The organism is Acinetobacter sp. NBRC 110496 (genome assembly GCF_000876115.1).
GTDB lineage: Bacteria > Pseudomonadota > Gammaproteobacteria > Pseudomonadales > Moraxellaceae > Acinetobacter.
In genome coordinates this window covers 1-733 of the sequence record NZ_BBTF01000152.1, presented here as the reverse complement: position 1 = coordinate 733, position 733 = coordinate 1, and the positions used below count along the sequence as shown (strand labels likewise).

Here is a 733-nt window from a genome sequence, read left to right as displayed (position 1 = left end):
GGCTCTAGACTAGCAGAATAATTATGTTAGTCTAGAATAATGATAGAAAACAGTAAATTAAGTCACTACAAGATTAAAAAAATTATTCAATGCTTTTGTGTTGATATTCCTGCTTCCAAAACAGCCTTATTACTCAATTTAAATCGTAATACGATTAATTATTGGTACATGCTTTTTAGAGAAACTATCTATGATCATCAAACAGATTTAAGAGCTAAGTTTGTTGGTTCAATAGAAGTAGATGAAAGCTATTTTGGAGCGAAAAGGCAACGTGGGTTTCATGGAAAGTTAAAGCGTGGTCGTGGGACTCTAAAACAGCCAGTATTTGGAATATTCGAACGTAATGGGCGCGTCTATACTGAAATCGTACCTGACTGTAAAATGAAGACTTTACAAGAGGTTATAATTGGTAAAGTTTCACTTGAGAGTGTGATTTATAGTGATGGATGGCGTGGCTATAATGGTCTTGTTGATGTGGGTTATTCAAAGCATTTTAGGGTAAATCACGGAGCAAATGAGTTTGCTAGAGGACAATGCCATATAAATGGAATAGAATCATTTTGGAGCTTTTGTAAAAGAAGGCTAGCAAAGTTTAACGGCATATCAAAAGAGTACTTTGATTATCATCTTAAAGAAACTGAATGGCGTTGGATGAGGGAACCTAATGAGTTAGCAACTGAGCTGTGGAACCTCATTAGGTAAAATTAAGTGTAAATCTGCTAGTCTAGAGCCT

General features: G+C 35.2%; 1 protein-coding gene. It reads left to right on the top strand.

The features are described from left to right. Positions 1-39: 39 nt before the first annotated feature. Positions 40-702 (top strand): IS1595-like element ISAcra1 family transposase, encoded by a 663-nt coding sequence (locus Aba26S_RS20995; protein WP_016651315.1) that lies wholly within the window; start codon positions 40-42, stop codon positions 700-702. Positions 703-733 lie beyond the last annotated feature (31 nt).